The organism is Natronolimnobius sp. AArcel1, assembly GCF_011043775.1.
Taxonomy (GTDB): domain Archaea; phylum Halobacteriota; class Halobacteria; order Halobacteriales; family Natrialbaceae; genus Natronolimnobius.
Genome location: NZ_JAAKXY010000002.1, coordinates 1 through 14,248 on the forward strand (window position 1 = coordinate 1; position 14,248 = coordinate 14,248).

General features: G+C 60.5%; 14 protein-coding genes and 1 tRNA gene. 4 read left to right on the forward strand and 11 right to left on the reverse strand.

Annotation, left to right across the window (positions count from 1 at the left end; all coding sequences use genetic code 11):
• Nucleotides 1-852: 852 nt before the first annotated feature.
• The 3 genes from G6M89_RS04030 to G6M89_RS04040 all read right to left on the reverse strand — a co-directional run bounded on the left by G6M89_RS04030 (nucleotide 853) and on the right by G6M89_RS04040 (nucleotide 1,618).
• A tRNA-Ser gene (locus G6M89_RS04030) sits at nucleotides 853-933 on the reverse strand.
• Between the two features lie 40 nt (nucleotides 934-973).
• Nucleotides 974-1,234: a hypothetical protein gene (locus tag G6M89_RS04035; protein WP_165160535.1), complete on the reverse strand. Its 261-nt coding sequence runs from the start codon at nucleotides 1,232-1,234 to the stop codon at nucleotides 974-976.
• Nucleotides 1,235-1,237: 3 nt separating this feature from the next.
• Entirely contained in the window at nucleotides 1,238-1,618 is a 381-nt protein-coding gene (locus G6M89_RS04040) for a Rid family detoxifying hydrolase (protein WP_165160536.1), read from the reverse strand.
• A 122-nt stretch (nucleotides 1,619-1,740) separates the two neighbouring features.
• On the opposite strand from G6M89_RS04040, the gene G6M89_RS04045 reads away from it, so the two are divergent.
• Nucleotides 1,741-1,998: a hypothetical protein gene (locus G6M89_RS04045; protein ID WP_054863222.1), complete on the forward strand. Its 258-nt coding sequence runs from the start codon at nucleotides 1,741-1,743 to the stop codon at nucleotides 1,996-1,998.
• A gap of 102 nt (nucleotides 1,999-2,100) precedes the next feature.
• Here the strand turns inward: G6M89_RS04045 and ilvA are convergent, their stop codons facing one another.
• The 6 genes from ilvA to G6M89_RS04075 all read right to left on the reverse strand — a co-directional run bounded on the left by ilvA (nucleotide 2,101) and on the right by G6M89_RS04075 (nucleotide 9,829).
• On the reverse strand, nucleotides 2,101-3,312 hold the full coding sequence (gene ilvA, locus G6M89_RS04050) for a threonine ammonia-lyase (protein ID WP_165160537.1): 1,212 nt from the start codon (nucleotides 3,310-3,312) through the stop codon (nucleotides 2,101-2,103).
• 301 nt (nucleotides 3,313-3,613) lie between these two features.
• Nucleotides 3,614-4,042: a gamma-glutamylcyclotransferase gene (locus G6M89_RS04055; protein WP_206335450.1), complete on the reverse strand. Its 429-nt coding sequence runs from the start codon at nucleotides 4,040-4,042 to the stop codon at nucleotides 3,614-3,616.
• Between the two features lie 66 nt (nucleotides 4,043-4,108).
• Nucleotides 4,109-5,257: a citrate synthase gene (gene citZ, locus G6M89_RS04060; RefSeq protein WP_165160538.1), complete on the reverse strand. Its 1,149-nt coding sequence runs from the start codon at nucleotides 5,255-5,257 to the stop codon at nucleotides 4,109-4,111.
• 168 nt (nucleotides 5,258-5,425) lie between these two features.
• Complete coding sequence (locus G6M89_RS04065) at nucleotides 5,426-6,097, reverse strand: helix-turn-helix domain-containing protein (protein ID WP_165160539.1); 672 nt, start codon at nucleotides 6,095-6,097, stop codon at nucleotides 5,426-5,428.
• A gap of 82 nt (nucleotides 6,098-6,179) precedes the next feature.
• Nucleotides 6,180-7,433: a Coenzyme F420 hydrogenase/dehydrogenase, beta subunit C-terminal domain gene (locus tag G6M89_RS04070; protein ID WP_165160540.1), complete on the reverse strand. Its 1,254-nt coding sequence runs from the start codon at nucleotides 7,431-7,433 to the stop codon at nucleotides 6,180-6,182.
• Nucleotides 7,433-9,829, reverse strand: a complete 2,397-nt coding sequence (locus G6M89_RS04075; protein ID WP_394352361.1) for a rhodanese-like domain-containing protein — start codon at nucleotides 9,827-9,829, stop codon at nucleotides 7,433-7,435. Before G6M89_RS04075 ends, G6M89_RS04070 begins: the two co-directional genes overlap by 1 nt.
• A gap of 445 nt (nucleotides 9,830-10,274) precedes the next feature.
• On the opposite strand from G6M89_RS04075, the gene G6M89_RS04080 reads away from it, so the two are divergent.
• Nucleotides 10,275-11,186, forward strand: coding sequence for a hypothetical protein (locus tag G6M89_RS04080; protein ID WP_165160542.1), 912 nt, complete (start codon nucleotides 10,275-10,277; stop codon nucleotides 11,184-11,186).
• On the opposite strand, the gene sepF is transcribed toward G6M89_RS04080, so the two are convergent.
• On the reverse strand, nucleotides 11,187-11,549 hold the full coding sequence (gene sepF / locus G6M89_RS04085) for a cell division protein SepF (protein WP_165160543.1): 363 nt from the start codon (nucleotides 11,547-11,549) through the stop codon (nucleotides 11,187-11,189).
• A 138-nt stretch (nucleotides 11,550-11,687) separates the two neighbouring features.
• Between sepF and G6M89_RS04090 the strand changes: the two genes are divergently transcribed.
• Both G6M89_RS04090 and G6M89_RS04095 read left to right on the forward strand, forming a co-directional pair.
• Nucleotides 11,688-12,452: a DUF1028 domain-containing protein gene (locus G6M89_RS04090; protein ID WP_165160544.1), complete on the forward strand. Its 765-nt coding sequence runs from the start codon at nucleotides 11,688-11,690 to the stop codon at nucleotides 12,450-12,452.
• Between the two features lie 132 nt (nucleotides 12,453-12,584).
• Nucleotides 12,585-12,827, forward strand: a complete 243-nt coding sequence (locus G6M89_RS04095) for a hypothetical protein (RefSeq protein WP_165160545.1) — start codon at nucleotides 12,585-12,587, stop codon at nucleotides 12,825-12,827.
• A 74-nt stretch (nucleotides 12,828-12,901) separates the two neighbouring features.
• On the opposite strand, the gene G6M89_RS04100 is transcribed toward G6M89_RS04095, so the two are convergent.
• Entirely contained in the window at nucleotides 12,902-14,155 is a 1,254-nt protein-coding gene (locus G6M89_RS04100; RefSeq protein ID WP_165160546.1) for a hypothetical protein, read from the reverse strand.
• Nucleotides 14,156-14,248: the final 93 nt, after the last annotated feature.

Here is a 14,248-nt window from a genome sequence, read left to right on the forward strand (position 1 = left end):
AGAAGGGGGAGGGTCTCTTTGGCGGTGAATGTCGTATCAATACACACTCACACATAAATGGGTCCACGTTCGGCGACCCCGTCATAAACCGATCAGGCGTCACCGAACTACCATGGCTCACATCAGACCCCTTCTGTACGGAAGACCGCAGGGGAAGGGTCCTCATCTTCCTTCGGATATAGTTGTAATCGCCGGGTAGTACATAAGGCCTACGAACCAACGTCGCATCGCCAGTGAGTACCAGACACGGCGCCTGAATGTCCTGAATTCAACACAGTGTGAGAATTACTACGGACATCAATAAAAACAGGATGTGTAGTACGAACAGTAGGGGACGAGTTACGTGAAAAACTGTACCCAACGATTTGTAGTTGGGCAGATATCACTTTCATAGTTCCCCTCGAGCGAGGTGATTCACCAGTGTGGGTCACTGCAATAGCAGTGTGTTTCTTGGGGTTGCGTCTGGACATGTGGAGAGAGGCATACGACAAGTGGGCAATAACAGCGGACAAGATTGGAGTTCACTCGATCGAAACTCGCTCATGTTGTCACCTCGAGAAGCGGAGACTCACGAACGAGGCTACAACAGCCAGGATCGGGTCTAAACTCACCAAAAGAATCCCGCTTAGTACCGCTTCCGTCGGGGCTCGATTTGGATAGGAGACGCCAGTATGCGGCGGTGGTCAGTACTACAATCGTGAAAACGACAGAAGAGGGATTTAAACCACGGTCGGACGTGCTCGCTCGCAAATTCGCTGTGGGCGACCTCCCTGATTCAACCGCTTCTGTGGGTTTTGCCGAAACCGCGACTCGCTCAGCGACGCTTCGCTCGTCGGTTAGTTTCGACAAAAACGCCAGGACTGGGATTTGAACCCAGAATCCCAAAGGGAACACGCTTTCCAGGCGTGCGCCTTACCGTTCGGCCATCCTGGCCTATCACATCGTAACCGGGTCGGTCGTTTAACTCTTACTTTTAGTCGGCGTCGTTGTGTGAGTCGGTCTCACCGACTACTCGCTGTGCCGACCACGCGGCAACCCGATGCTCGAGAACATATGCCCCGGCGGCGGAGCCAGCAGCGACGAGGAGGGCAACGCCAGCGCCCTGCGTGATCGAGACCAGTGGCCCCCTTGCGAGTGCATAGCCCTGAACGAGGACCAGAAACGCCATGAAGCCAACAGCGCCCCAGAGCAGGGCGGATTTGACGCGCGGGCGAAGCGAGATCGGGCTTGGCATGGCTTACTCGAGGGTGGCGATGGCTTCGATTTCGACGCCGACGCCTTTCGGGAGGGCGGCGACTTCGACGGCGCTGCGTGCGGGTGGTTCGTCGTCGAAGTAGTCGGCGTAGGTGTCGTTCATCGCCTCGAAGTCGTCGATATCGTCGAGGAAGACGGTGACTTTGAGCACGTCTTCGGGACCGGCCTCCTCATCTGCAAGGACAGCCATGAGGTTGTCGAGGGCGCGTTCGGTCTGTGCGGCAATCGGTTCGTCATCGAGGACGTCGCCGTTGGGTGTAAGTGGAATCTGGCCGGCAGTAAAAATCAGATCGCCGTTGGTCGTCGCCTGACTGTACGCACCGACTGCCGCAGGTGCGTCGTCGGTATCGATGATTCGTTTCATACACGTCTCTCGTCTTCTCGAGGCATAAAAGCAGGCGAAACGGTCTGACGGTGATGGTCACGACTGTGTATCTGTCCCCAGCAGTACTTATTTATCACCGACGGACCATTGAGTAGAACGCAATGTCTGTCCTTTCGACCGAAGACGAAGGTAAGTTCCTGATGGATGTCAGGGGCGAACAGATCGGAATCGTCACGGAAATCGATCCGATCGAGCAGGTCGCATACGTCGATCCGGAACCGACGCTCACGAACGCGTGGATTCAGAGTCTTGGTCGCGGCGGTGCCGGCGAGGACGACCTCGAGGTCCCTGCTGAAAACATCGAGACCATCACAGATTCTGAGGTTCGCGTCGACGCGGACCTGAGCAGCGAGGCGTAATCGCGACCGGTGCGGTTCGATTTTCCGAAGTCAGCGCTCACAGGTCGGAGCAACAGCAACGGGCCGAGTCTCGAGTGACCGAGTGTGTGTGTGGCAATCCAATTAGATGAGAACGTCGACCTCGTAGCCGGCTTCACGCATCGTCTCGAGGAACGCCTCGACGTGGTCGGGACCGCGCATCTCGAGTTCGATCTCGACTTCGGTGTCGCTCATTTCGACGTCTCTCGAGGTACGGTCGTGATAGATCGCGTAGATATTCGCCTGGTGGGCGGTGAAGATTTCAAGGAGTCGCTCGAGCGAGCCGGGCTGGTCTTTGAGGACGGTTCTGATCTTCAGGTAGCGCCCGGTTTCGACGAGGCCGCGGACAATAACGTTCGTGAGCGTGTTAAGGTCAATGTTGCCGCCCGAGAGCACTGGAACAATCGTCTCGTCTGGGTCGTAGTCGAACGCCTCGAAAAGGACGGCGGCCAATGGCACTGCGCCAGCGCCTTCGACGAGCGTTTTTGAGCGCTCGAGGAGATAGGTGATTGTGACAGCGATCTCGGGGTCGGAAACGGTCACGACCTCGTCGACGTACTCCTGAATATGTGCGAAGGTGTGCTCGCCGACGCTTCGAGTTGCGATGCCGTCGGCGATGGTGTCGACGCCATCAAGAGCGATTCGTTCGCCTTTTTCGAGAGAGGGTGCTGCACTCGAGGCACCGTCTGACTGAACACCGATAACGCGCACATCGGGATGTGCGGTTTTGATCGCGGCCGCAACGCCGCTGATGAGACCGCCGCCACCAATGGGGACAACGACGGTCTCGACCTCGGGGCAGTCCTCGAGAATCTCGAGGCCGAGGGTTCCCTGGCCGGCCATGATGGCCTCATCGTCGAAGGCGTGGACGTAGGTCCGTCCCTCCTCAGCTTCGAGGTCGTGGGCGTGTTCAGCAGCTTCGGCGTAGTCAGCGCCGTGGAGGACGACCTCCGCGCCGTAGTTTCGGGTTGCTTTGACTTTCGAGATGGGCGCGTGTTTAGGCATCACAATTTTTGAGTCCACGCCCGCGCGCGTGGCCGCGAGCGCGACACCCTGTGCGTGATTGCCCGCGCTTGCGGTGACGACGCCGACGTCCTGTTGGTCGTCCGAGAGCGTCAGAATCCGGTTCGTCGCCCCGCGAATCTTGAACGCACCCGTCCGCTGGAAGGTCTCGAGTTTGAGATAGATATCAGCACCAGTCATCGAAGAGTACGTGTAAGAGTACTCGAGGGGCGTGTGTCTGGACGTTTCACGGACCCGCTCGCGTGCCTCAAGAATCGCCGACCGTTCGAGCATACCCTCGAGTACTCGGCCGTGACTGTAATACTGTCGTCTACCGGCGCTCGCAAGCGATATGACTCAGCAGCGATCGAATCTGTCGGGGAGAAGAAAATCGGTGTGCCCGATCAGGCTATCGCCTTCCCCCAACAGGGACAGGGGTGTTGCCGGAATGGCAACACGACAGGGAATACACGGCGTGTGACGTGCAACTGTAGACGAGAACGGAGAGACCATAAAACCCATCCCTCCGGAGTGAAAGTGAAACCGCAAGACAGCGCCGAGTTTTTCGAGGCGTCAGACGGTCGGCAGACGGACGTCATTCAGGGTGTCTGACGTAGATTTCTTCGTGTTCGCAAGCGGTTTGAACCCGGTCTGCAAACGAGTCGCCAGCGGGCCACTCATAGTCGGCAGTGACGCCGAGTCGGTCTGGGTCACCGACGTATACATCGACTGGCCCCTCGAGTCCCGTAGCCGGAATCGAGACTCGCGTGTAGAGGCTGCTCTCGACGCCTTCGTACTGATCCAGTCGCTCGAGGTCTTGGTCGTGAACTGCGAGTAGTCGGCCCTCGACGTGCCCACCCGGAACAAGCGTCGGATACTTGCCGTCGATACGGTGAAGGCCCTCGAGAACGGCTGGTCCGTCGAATACGTCGTCGCTCGAGCGGTTGGTAGCATCGAGTGCAAGGACGTCGTGGACGCGAGCGGGGTCGGTGAGCGTCCCGTAGACGAACACGCGGATAGTCATGACTCGGCGTATGTGGGCGAGTCAGGAGAAATCATCGGTCAGCCAGCAATACAGGTTGACGGGGAGTTACCGCTCCTCGAGCGAGACGAACGTCTCGTCGTCAGACCCGGTGTAACGCGCGCGTGGACGGATGAGGCGGTTGTCGTCCTGGTACTCGAGGACGTGGGCGATCCAGCCGCCGGCACGACTCATCGCGAAGATAGGCGTGTACATATCGATCGGAATTCCGAGTTGGTAGTAGACCGAGCCGGAGTAGAAGTCGACGTTCGGGGCGATGCCCTTCTCGACTAAGCCTTTCTCCTCGGTGAGGTAGTCTTCGATCGTCGTCGTGATGTCGTACCACTTGTCGTCGCCCTCGGCGGCGAGTTCCTTGCTTCGCTCTTGGAGAATCTTCGCGCGCGGGTCCTTGACGTTGTAGACACGGTGACCAAAGCCGGGAATGCGCCGCCCTTCGTCAGTTGCCTCTTCGACCCACTCGAGGGGGTCTTTGTTGCTCTCGTCGATCTCGATCAGGACTTCCATGACGTCCTGATTCGCGCCGCCGTGGAGTGGCCCGGAAAGGGCGGCGACGCCGCCGGTGACAGCGCTGTAGATGTCGGCCATCGTCGAGCCGATGACCATCGAGGTAAACGTCGAGGCGTTCAGCCCGTGGTCGGCGTGGAGGATAAGCGCCTGATCGAAGGTTTCAGCGGCGACATCGTCGGGCTGCTCGCCGGTCAGCATGTAGAGGAAGTTTGCGGCAAGCCCCAGTTCGGGGTCGGGATCGACTGGCTCTTCGCCGAGTCGGTAGCGCTCGAACGCCGCGAGCGCGGTCGGGATCTTGGCGGTGATACGTCGGCCCTTTCGAGCCGTCGCCTCGAGATCTTCGGGATCGGCGTCGCCTTCGGGTTCGGTCGCCGAGAACATCGAAATGGCGGTCCGAAGCGCAGCCATCGGCCGCTCGCCGGCGTCAGCGAGTCGCTCCATCGTCGCGAGGATATCCTCGCTGACGGCTCGTTCCTCGGTGAGCGACTCGGTAAACGCCTCGAGGTCGTCCGCTTCGGGCAGGTGTCCGTTCCAGAGCAGATACAGTACCTCTTCGTAGCTTGCACCACGAGCGAGGTCTTCAATCGGGTAGCCGCGGTAAATCAACCGGCCGGCATCACCGTCGATCGAGCTGAGTTCCGACTCTGCAACCAACACGCCCTCCAGCCCTTTCTTGAGGTCGTCAACCATACACGGAGTTTCATTCCCCGATGGAAAAGTATTGTCGTTTGTTCGCCCTCACGGCCGAACACGTCCGATGTCTCCGGTTCCTGCCACACTCATGCGCAACTGGACTGGAGAGGGAACGAACAGATATACAATCGTACAGAAATTAGAGTTGAGATCGACAGCGAGTGGCTATTTGTCAAGAAGTGCGCTCATGAGTTTGGTCTGGGCGGCAGCGAGATGTTCGGTAAACGTCGAGCGGGCAACACCGAGTTCCGCTGCGACATCGGTCGCGTTGGCACCTTTCGGATAGTCGAAGTAGCCCATCTCGTATGCTTTCTCGAGGATTTCACGCTGACGGTCGGTCAGTTCGTTTCGATCGACGACAACTGGATCTGCTGACTCCCCGTCGGGACCCTGTGAGAGTTCTTCGACCAGCACACCATCGAATCGGTCGCGAAGATTGTCGACGATCCCGGCGATTTCCTCGAGTTCGAGCGTATGAAAGGACAACAGGAGCGCGCCGTCCTGTGCACGAACCGACGACAGCGGCGTCCCGGTTTGTTCGACGATCTCACAGGCACAGTCAGTCCCGGCAGTGCGTTCGAAGCGATACACCGACTCGTGCTCGTTCGACTGGACGGTCGTGAGTTCGACACCCGACTCCGAGTCGGCAGGTTGGTCCTCGAGCGCAGCGGGTCCCGGAAGTGTGAACTCCTCGACGACGGTCTCATCGACCGTACTGGTAGCGTGGCCTTGAGTACGGGTGACGGACGTGGTCGAGTCGGCCGTTTCCGCGGAGATGCTGGCCACCGGGCAGTTCTGGGGGTTACGGACCATGATGGTTGCACGAAAGCCCGACATAGATACACATACGACCACCCAGGTCATAACGGGGCCAGAGAATTCCCGGTCGGTGAAAATAACTGGTCCTCCCGTCCGTCGCTCAACACCACTCCTCGTACTGGTGCACGCGAGCGGGATTCAGCGGTTGCGGTTCGCGGTCCGTCTCGTCATACACCTCACGATGCTCGTCGTAGCTGATGCCGACCGATCCCGCTGGGTCGTACGCCCGCGGCATGATCGATTGTGCACGCCGGTCGTTCCAGTCGGTGATCCGCTCGTGTGCAGCTGGCCGGTCGATAGCGTGTGACTCGAGGCCGTCTTCGGCGATGTTCCAGGCGTCTTTGCCCGCCTCGGTGCGGACGACGAGCGTCGAGTACCCGTCCTCACTGCCGACGTTCCCGGCGCTGATGTCGGCCCCAGCGCCGACGAAGTCCGTACACTCGTCACAGCCACGTAGCCCCGCCGCATCGAACTCGGAGACGTCTGTCTCGAGCAGTGTCTCCCCGTCTGTGTCGAACGCAGAGAGGGCACCGTCGGCGATGTCGATCTTCTCAACAGCCGCGGGATCGACACCGAAGCTCTCGATCTGTGAGTGCAACCGTTCCTGCTCGAACGAGCGGGTGCACATCAACGCGATTGTGAGTGCAATCGGATCAGCGGGCTCGTGCCCGTAGCGATCGAGTGCCGTGGCTCCCTGAATCATACAGGGCGTGCCGACGAACGCGAGATCGGCCTCGCTCGGCTCGAGGTCGGCCTCGGCGAGCAACTCGTCTATCTGACCGAGACCCATCGTCTGCGTATAGATGCTGCCACCGGCCGCAAGCAACTCCTCGCGAGAAGTCGCGAGGACGGCCTCGCCACCCAGTGGCTCCGTCTCGCTTTCTGTCGCGACAATTGCCCCGTCGATCTCGCCGGCCTCGAGAAGTGAAGCAAGCAAGGCGGTGACGACGCCTCCATCCTGACCTGCTGCTGCGGTCTCGCCGCTCGCCCGCGCGGCGTACAGTTCGGGTTCTTCGAGTCCACGTTCATCCTCGAGCAGGGAGTTGACGCGTTCGTAGCGCAGGCCGCTGCGGGGGCAGAAATCCCAACAGCGCGAGCAGCCAGTACACATCCGAACGAGCGTTGGCCGCTTCTCCTCGGCGTCGATGCCGATGGAGTCGGATGGACAGGCAGCGACACAGGAGGCACACTGGACACAGCGATCAGCCTCGATAACGGCCTCATCAAGGTCTCGAAACCAGATCTTTCCTGGTGGATCTGCGGTGTCCTCGAGTTGCTCGCGCGGGTCGTTTCCCACGCCTTTCGTCTCGCCGATGCTCGGAATTCGTGGCTGATTGGATTCTGATTTCGACATTAGGAGACCCCTGTCCCGACGACCGCCGTGGTCGTTTCCGGCTCGTTCGAGACAATCTCGCGCAACTCCGCATCTGGCGTTTTCCGCGTCCACTCGGCGAACGACTCGCCATCCTCGCGGTGCTCGTCGTATGCACGGATCGTCCGCTGGATGACCGACGGAATCTCGTCGATTGGGACCGAGCCGACGAGCCAGTCGACAAACGTCTCGGTCTCGAGGTCGCCCCCGAGGCCAACATCGGCCGCGCGGGTGCTCTCGAAGTCGTCCCGATAGACCTCTCCGCGCAGGCCGATATCTGCGACCTGGGGTTGGGCACATGAGGCCGAGCAGCCCGACATGTGGACGCGGACGACCTCGAGTTTCTCGTCGAGGCCGGTTTCGGCAGCCCACTCGTCGAGTTCTGCTGCCCAGCGGTGGCCGCGGGATTTGGTTTCGATGAGGCCGTATTTGCAGAACTCCCGGCCGGTGCAGGTGACGATCCCCCGCGAGAACGGACCGGGATCGGGCGAGTACGTCGACAACAGGTTTTCGCCGAGGAAGTTCTCGAGATCGTCCTCGCCAACGCCGGAGAGAACGAGGTTCTGATTCGGCGTGGTCCGAAGTTCACCGCTTCCATACGTATCGGCGAGGTCGGCCAGTTCGGCGAGTTCACTGCCGCCGATGCGACCAGTTGGGAGATTCAGCCCGATGTAGTGGGCGCCGTCGGCCTGCTCGTGGACGCCCACGTGGTCGCCGCGGTGGTCGGTCGTGAGAATCTCGTCGTAGGGTTCGAACTCGAAGGGTGCGTAGCGCTCGAGTTCCTCGCGAAACTGCTCAAGACCGTACTCAGCGACGAGGAATCGCAGTCGGTTGACGGCAGTGTCGAGGTAGCTGCCGTGGTCGCGAAACAGTGTGGCCGTCGCCTCGGCGAGGTCAGGAACCTGCTCGGGTTCGACGAAAATTCCCAAATCCGTCGCGGCGCGGGGGCCGTCCGAGAGCCCGCCACCGACTTTGACTGCGAAGCCGTCGCGACCGTCTTTGACTGCCGGAACGAAGCCCAGGTCCTGAATCTCCGCGCGGGCGCAGTTTTCGTGACAGCCCGAGAGGCTAACCTTGAACTTCCGTGGTAGGTTCGCGAGTTTGCGGTCGCCCTCGAATCGGTCTGCCACTCGCTCGGCAATCGGGCGAACGTCGAGTGTCTCCTCGCCGAGTCCGGCGGCCGGACAGGCGACCACGTTTCGCAGGGTGTTGCCGCTGGCCTGCACCGTCGTCAGGCCAACGTCCGCGTACCGGTCCCAGATTTCCGGCATATCCTCAAGGCGAATCCAGTGTAGTTGGATACCCTGTCGAGTCGTCACGTCGAGGTAGCCGTCACCATGGATCGGGTTCTGCTGCTCGCCACCGTGTTCCTCGGGTGCGGTCGCGAACTCGTCGGCAATTTCGCCAAGCGTGCGGGCCTGTTCGGCCGTCAAGACGCCACCCGGAACCTTCGTTCGCAGCATGAAGTAGCCGTCCTGACGAACCGTGTAGAGCCCGATCAGGTGCAAGCGGCTGAAGATGTCCTCGCCGAGTTTCTCTGGTAAGGCGTTGTATCCCTCCGGTGCGACCGCACGGACGCGCTCGAGAAGCTCGAGCGGGTTCCAGTCGGGCGAATCCGCCCGGACCCAGTCCGTCAGGCTGCCCTCGTAGAACGCGACGTTCTCGTAGCCAAGATCACGCAGGACGACGTAGGTGTGGCTCAGTCGCCGCGCGGTGTTACAGTAGAGGACGATCCGTTCGTCGCGGGTGAGTCCGCGCTCGGCGAGCAGGTCCTCGAGTTCGTCTTCGGGTTTCAAAATCCCTTCCTCGAGCAGATCCTCCCACCCTAACTGGACCGCACCGGGAATATGCGATTGGTCGTACTCCGCGGGCGTCCGAGTGTCGACGACGACCGCGTCGCCCTCGACCGCCTGTTCGACGCCCTCGCGGTCGACGAGTGGGGCGTCATCCTGCAGGGCGGCGTCGTACTCGGTCAGCTCGAGATTCGGCCGCTTGTCGGTCAGGTTGCCGCCGAACTCCAGCCAGGCCTCGAGACCGCCCTCGAGCAGGTAGCAGTCTCCCTCGTGGCCGTAGACCAGCGCCGTGAGCAGGAAGCGAGCCGCGTTGACGCCATTTTCGTCGTCGATGGCGACGAGTGCGTCACTCGAGTCGATTCCGGCCTCGCCCATGAGCGCGCCGAAGTCGGCCTCGCTTGGCAGTTTCCCCGCGGCGACGCTGCTCGGGTCGCGAAACGCCTCGGCTGGAACGTTCACTGCGCCCGGCACGTGGCCCAGATCGTCGTAGTCGCGTCTCTCGCGGACGTCAACGACTATTACTGAGTCGCCGTCGCAGTGGGCCTCGAGCCAGGCCGGAGAGACGACCGTCGGCGCGTCGCTCACGGCAACCCACCCCCATCCGAGAGTCGATTCTTCTTCGTCGGCAGCCGGCGAGACTGCGGCAGTCGCCTCGAGCCGACCGCGTGCTCCGTCCGCCAGCCAGATTGTCGCGATAGCATCGTACACCCCGATAGCCACCCGACCCCCTTTCACCTGCGCGTACGGGTAAGTCGTACCGTGGCTCCGGGACAACGGCAGCGAGCCGTCGGAAGTAATGACAGACGTATTACCCGTCATACGAACTGGCTTTATCACTGGCTCGAGTCGGAATCACGCTTGAGAAGATCTGTACCAGGCGTTTGATGCTCACACGACGCTGTCGCATATTCCGGCAGCAGTTTCTGGATGATATACGATGTTTCGAGTGTCTGCTCGAGAGTTTCTGACAGCGAAAGTGATCGAAATGTACAGGGGTGTGGCCCAAGAGCATACAACTCGGTACACGGACATGTCCTCCGCACCCGATCCCGGCGCTGGCTTTCAGGCCGCGACCGGCATCTACCTCGGCGCACTCGTCTCCGGGACCCTCTCGCTCGGAATGGCAATTGGGGACGCCTCAAGTGGTGTCTTCTTCTCGGTGATTACGACGGTGTTCACGCTCGGACTTGTTGTCGGCGCGCTGGCTGCGTGGTGGCGGTCCGGCCTCGCGGACCGCCTCGGAGAGCAGCGCTGGCGACTCGTGTTGACGGGTAGCCCAACCGTCGCCATCGCTGGACTCGCATGGCTCCTATTCGCGACGGGAGCCGCCGCGAGCGAGTGGTACCTCGTGCCACTCGCTGTCACCGTGTCTGTCGCGCTCGCAGCCGGCTGGGTGCTCACGGCTATGGCTCGAGAGACACACCTCGAGTCGATCATCGACGAGCCAGCCGTTCGCTGGGAGTGGCAACGCGTCGGCGTGGACGTGGCCGCAGTCGGTATCGGTGTCGCGTTCCTCGCGGTCGGTCTCGGACTCTGGACGACGACTGGCAGGACATCAATTATGTTTGTTGTCGTCGCCGTCGCATTCATCCTGCAAGGCCTCAGCCCACTGTTCGTCGCCGGCGACTCTCCATGGGCGTCGACCGCACTATTCTACAATCCCGAGGCGTTCGACCGCTCACATCACGAAATTCAGGCGACTGAGGTGGGCCTCATCCTCGAGCCCATGATGAAACCGTCCTATAAGAAACGGATTCCATGGAGCCAGATCACTGACATTCAACTCACCGAGGATGAACTGCGCCTCAAGCGAGGATGGCGACCCGCAATTCGATGTGACCGAACGGTGATTGACGACGCGGATGACGTGGTTACAACGGTACAGACATCTCTCGAGGAAGAGTGGACACAAGATCGTGAATCGACCGCAGTTCTCGAGTGATTACAGCGACTGGCCGATCTTTTCGCGGCTGACGCGAACGCCGGTTGGCGTGATGATCATCTGATCATCGCCCTTCCGAACGATATCGCCGTCGACCTCTCGAGCGACTTGCCGAAGTTCGTCGACGATGTGCTCGACGGTGCTGTCTTCGGTGCGCAGGCGGGTGATATCGGCGATGACGATATCGCCGTCGTAGACGGCGTCTTTGATGTCGATCGCATCAGCCTGACCGCCGACTTCTGCGATGTGTACTTGCATGGCCGCGTTAGCCGACTCCGCAGCGACGTCGTCGAGGTTCAGTTCGACGTAATCCTCGGCAGTGCGTGACTGGTCGCCGCCGAGAATTTTGCTCATGAGTCCCATTGGCGATACCCACCGCCGCCGCGAGTATAGTTCTTACGTCAGACGCGACCGGTCAATTTCCATACCAGTGTGTGGACCACCCGACTGCCTCGCCGATAGCCGAGGAATTTTGACGCTGCCAGTCGCTCACTGCAACAAATGACCTTCAGCATCTGCGTCCACGAAACCTACGAGACGCCAGACGGAACCGCCCACGAGCGCTTTGGCGTCGCCGTCACCACGCGCTTGCCCGGTGTCGGCACGCTCTGTCCGTTCGTCAGCGAAAACGGCGCAGTCGCAACTCAGAGTCTGGTCAACGTGGACCTTGGCCGGCGCGGCCTCGAGTATATCGATGACGGCCTCGCCGTTGCAGACGCACTCGAGGCCCTGCTCAACGCCGACGACGGCGCACCTGAGCGTCAACTTCACGGTGTCGACGCTGATGGCACGTTCGCCTTTTCTGGTGAGGAGTGCATGGGCTGGTTTGGCCACCGCGAAGAGGACCACTTTACCGTTGCCGGAAATCTGCTCACCGGTGAGGCAGTCATAGACGCGACCGCAGACGCGTACGCGGACGCTGCAGTGCACGAAACAACCGACTCGGCAACTGGCCCAAACGCTGTAACTGACGACACCGAAACGGAGCCACTCGCAAAGCGTCTGATCGACGCGCTTGCGGCCGGCCACGATGAAGGCGGTGACAAACGCGAAGACCTCGCCGTCCAGAGTGCAGCAGTCGTCGTGGCCTCGACTGAAGATCACGACATGACCCCACCGTACAACGATCTGCGCGTCGATGCGACCGAGACGCCGATTGCCGATCTACAAGCAACCTACGACCTCGCGATGGATGGGTATCGAGACACACTCGCTCGGTACGAAGACGCCTACGAAGCAGATTCACTGGCTGAAACCGACGAATAAGTACGCGTGCTGTGCTGGATTCAGGCGCTGAAACACCACTCGCTTTCTGACTCGAGCACTCGAGATTTGGGCCAGCACCCGTCTGTCACCCGATGACGATACACTTTACTTCCCAACAACCCAGGCAGCGATATGAATCGCAACCAGCCGGTCGTCGAGTCGCGTTCTCGACGACTGCTGTTGTATCTCCGCCATAACAGGGGCCGAATCGTCACCGATTGCGCGCTCTTGCTCGTCTGGGTGTTCACGGCGACCGTCGCCTTCGGCTGGCTCGAGCAGCCGACCTGGCTGCTGTACGTCGTCCTCTTTACTGGTGTTGTCATCTACTCGCGAATTACGCCGACCTGGGAACGACCGTACCGCAGTCCGGACTGATCGACGACGGTTGCAGGGTGGCTCTGCTGTGATGTCGGCCGCCACAAACTAATTTACTCGAGAATCTAGTGGCGCTACCAGAGGTTCAAGTGGCGCATCACGGGCAGTCCAACGGCGACGATCCACAGCAACACGCCTGTCCTGACGTGACCGAGGACGAACACTGGCGAACGAGCCGTCTGTGATGCCCCCGCAGCAATAAACCCAAGCGCGACTGCGAGCGATCCACGGTGGATAAACGTCTGCAACGTGAGCGAGGAAACCCCAAGTTGGCTGAGATCCAGAAACATCGCGATCACGAATCCGAGCGCCGCAGCAGTAAACGCAGGCACGGGCTCGAGGTGGCGTGCTGTGAGATACGCCACAATCGGCAACCCACAGATCAGGAGTGGATAGAACACGGCAACGATGAGTTTTGGGTCAGCCTCCGGAAACAGCAGTTCCGTTCGGACTGCGCCAACACGAACGGCCATGACGAGTGCAACGATCGACGCGACGACGACCAGCGACTGGAGCGTCATCTGGACTCCGGCATCGTTCTGCAATCGGGTGAGCGTCCGTTCGCCGTGTTTGACTCGCGTGCGCAACGATCCGATGATTGCGACAGCGAGCAGCGCTGTCAGCAACTCATCGCGCAGTTCGATAACCGACACCCAGCCATCACCGTCGGAACTCAGGTCGTTGCCAATCCACTCTCGAGAGAGGTCGTCGACATACCACTGGTCGAAGAACTCCGATTCGACGTACGACTGGGAGTCCTCGATACTGTGTACTGAATGGCGAAGTTCGAACCAATCCCAGTGCTCCCAGTGCGCCTGCATCGCCGTCCAGTCACCACCGATTGGGTCCGCATACGCCCGAATGTGATGGCGCTCGCCGAGATACGCCCCATCCTTGAGCTGGTAGGACTCATCAACCCAGCGCCCCGGCTCACCCGGTGGCTCCACGTAGGTGTACCGAACGGAGCCATCTGCTGCCCCCCAGGCAATCGAGGACTCGTTCTCGAGGCTCGCCTCATCGTGGGCAATATCGAACTCATCATCATCGAGTTCTTCCCACTCCCCAGCAGACTGCTCTCGTAAGACGTACGCAGTCGCATCTGCGTCGCCATAGACGATCATATTCAGCGCCAGCGTCCGCTCAGCAGTTGTCTGGCCCGCGCTCGTATATGGATACAACTCGGTTCCGTCCTCGAGCGTTGTCGTCTCGAATTCGGCTGCCTGGCCATCAGCACTGAGTTCTGTACCGACCAGTGACCCCGAGACAGTCACTGCCAGTACGGCAAACAACAGCGCAACCGCCGTTCGGGGCCGAATCTCGAGGTGCACGATAGCCGATACAAAAACCGCCAGCGAATAGCTTTTTCCAATCCGGCACAGTCACGTCGTGCGGGCAACAGAAGTCGACGTCTGCCGGGAGAA

What these genes read in the sequence shown, in the direction of transcription:
- citZ (WP_165160538.1), bottom strand. Translation starts at nt 5,257, where the DNA reads ATGGTTGACGACCTCAAGAAAGGGCTGGAGGGCGTGTTGGTTGCAGAG.
- G6M89_RS04040 (WP_165160536.1), bottom strand. Translation starts at nt 1,618, where the DNA reads ATGAAACGAATCATCGATACCGACGACGCACCTGCGGCAGTCGGTGCG.
- G6M89_RS04045 (WP_054863222.1), top strand. Translation starts at nt 1,741, where the DNA reads ATGTCTGTCCTTTCGACCGAAGACGAAGGTAAGTTCCTGATGGATGTC.
- G6M89_RS04035 (WP_165160535.1), bottom strand. Translation starts at nt 1,234, where the DNA reads ATGCCAAGCCCGATCTCGCTTCGCCCGCGCGTCAAATCCGCCCTGCTC.
- G6M89_RS04065 (WP_165160539.1), bottom strand. Translation starts at nt 6,097, where the DNA reads ATGTCGGGCTTTCGTGCAACCATCATGGTCCGTAACCCCCAGAACTGC.
- ilvA (WP_165160537.1), bottom strand. Translation starts at nt 3,312, where the DNA reads ATGCTCGAACGGTCGGCGATTCTTGAGGCACGCGAGCGGGTCCGTGAA.
- sepF (WP_165160543.1), bottom strand. Translation starts at nt 11,549, where the DNA reads ATGGGACTCATGAGCAAAATTCTCGGCGGCGACCAGTCACGCACTGCC.
- G6M89_RS04090 (WP_165160544.1), top strand. Translation starts at nt 11,688, where the DNA reads ATGACCTTCAGCATCTGCGTCCACGAAACCTACGAGACGCCAGACGGA.
- G6M89_RS04095 (WP_165160545.1), top strand. Translation starts at nt 12,585, where the DNA reads ATGAATCGCAACCAGCCGGTCGTCGAGTCGCGTTCTCGACGACTGCTG.
- G6M89_RS04070 (WP_165160540.1), bottom strand. Translation starts at nt 7,433, where the DNA reads ATGTCGAAATCAGAATCCAATCAGCCACGAATTCCGAGCATCGGCGAG.
- G6M89_RS04080 (WP_165160542.1), top strand. Translation starts at nt 10,275, where the DNA reads ATGTCCTCCGCACCCGATCCCGGCGCTGGCTTTCAGGCCGCGACCGGC.
- G6M89_RS04055 (WP_206335450.1), bottom strand. Translation starts at nt 4,042, where the DNA reads ATGACTATCCGCGTGTTCGTCTACGGGACGCTCACCGACCCCGCTCGC.